At 66.7% G+C, this 1135-nt stretch carries 1 protein-coding gene; it reads left to right on the plus strand.

What is annotated here, in order from left to right:
- A partial coding sequence (locus tag AC097L_RS25615; RefSeq protein WP_479589515.1) for a galactose oxidase-like domain-containing protein occupies nt 1-1135 on the plus strand: 1135 nt, incomplete at both ends.

Here is a 1135-nt window from a genome sequence, read left to right on the forward strand (position 1 = left end):
TGGTGCCTGAACTGTTCGATCCGGTCACCGAAACCTTCACCGCGCTGCCGCCCATGACCGTGCCGCGCAACTACCACAGCGTGGCCCTGCTGCTGCCCGATGGCCGGGTGATGTCGGCCGGTGGGGGCCTGTGCGGGGCTGGTTGCGCAGCCAACCACCCGACCATGGAAATTCTCAGCCCGCACTATCTGTTCAACGCCGATGGCAGCCCGGCCACGCGCCCGGTGATCACGACAGCCCCCGCCTTTGCCAACTACGGCACCGTGGCGAACGTCAGCACCGATGCCCCGGTGACCGCGTTTGCGCTGGTGCGCATGTCTTCCACCACCCACACGGTCAACAACGACCAGCGGCGCATTCCCCTGAGCTTCACGCCGACGGGGGCCAACAGCTACGCGCTGAACATCCCCACCAACCCTGGCTGGGCCCTGCCGGGCTATTACATGCTGTTCGCGATGGACAGCGCAGGCGTGCCTTCGGTGGCCAAGACCTTTTTGCTAAGCCAAACCTCGGCCCCGTTGATCACCCCGGTAGACGACCAATCCTCCAGCCTGGGCAGCACGGTCAGCCTGGCCGTGCAGGCCCGCAACCCCACGGGTGCGGCGCTGGTCTACCGTGCCACCGGCCTGCCCCCCGGGCTGGTGCTGGACACCGCCACCGGCACCATCCAGGGCACGCCCAGCGTGCTGGGCCGCTATGCCGTGTCGGTGGAGGTGGGTAACGGCATCCACCGCATCGCGACCGAGTTTGTCTGGACCGTGCGTGAGCCGGGGCTGGTGCAGTTTGTCAAGCTGGAGGCCCTGGGCGAGGTGAACAACGGCCCCTGGTCGTCGATGGCCGAGTTCAACCTGCTGGACGAGGCGGGCGTGGCCCTGAACCGCAGTGGCTGGAGCATTTGGGCCGACAGCCAGCATACCGACGGACAACAAGTGGCGCTGGCCATCGACGGCGATCCGAAAACCATGTGGCACAGCGCCTGGGGCACCAGTGCACCGCTGCCGCACAGCGTGGTGGTGGATCTGGGCAGCGGCCAAAAAATCAGCGGTATGCGCTACCTGCCCCGACAGGATGGCGGCAACGGCACGATCAGCCGCTTTCGGGTCTATGTCAGCGCCGACGGTGTCAACTGGGGTAC

It is taken from the genome of Rhodoferax sp. RT5P35 (assembly GCF_056521385.1).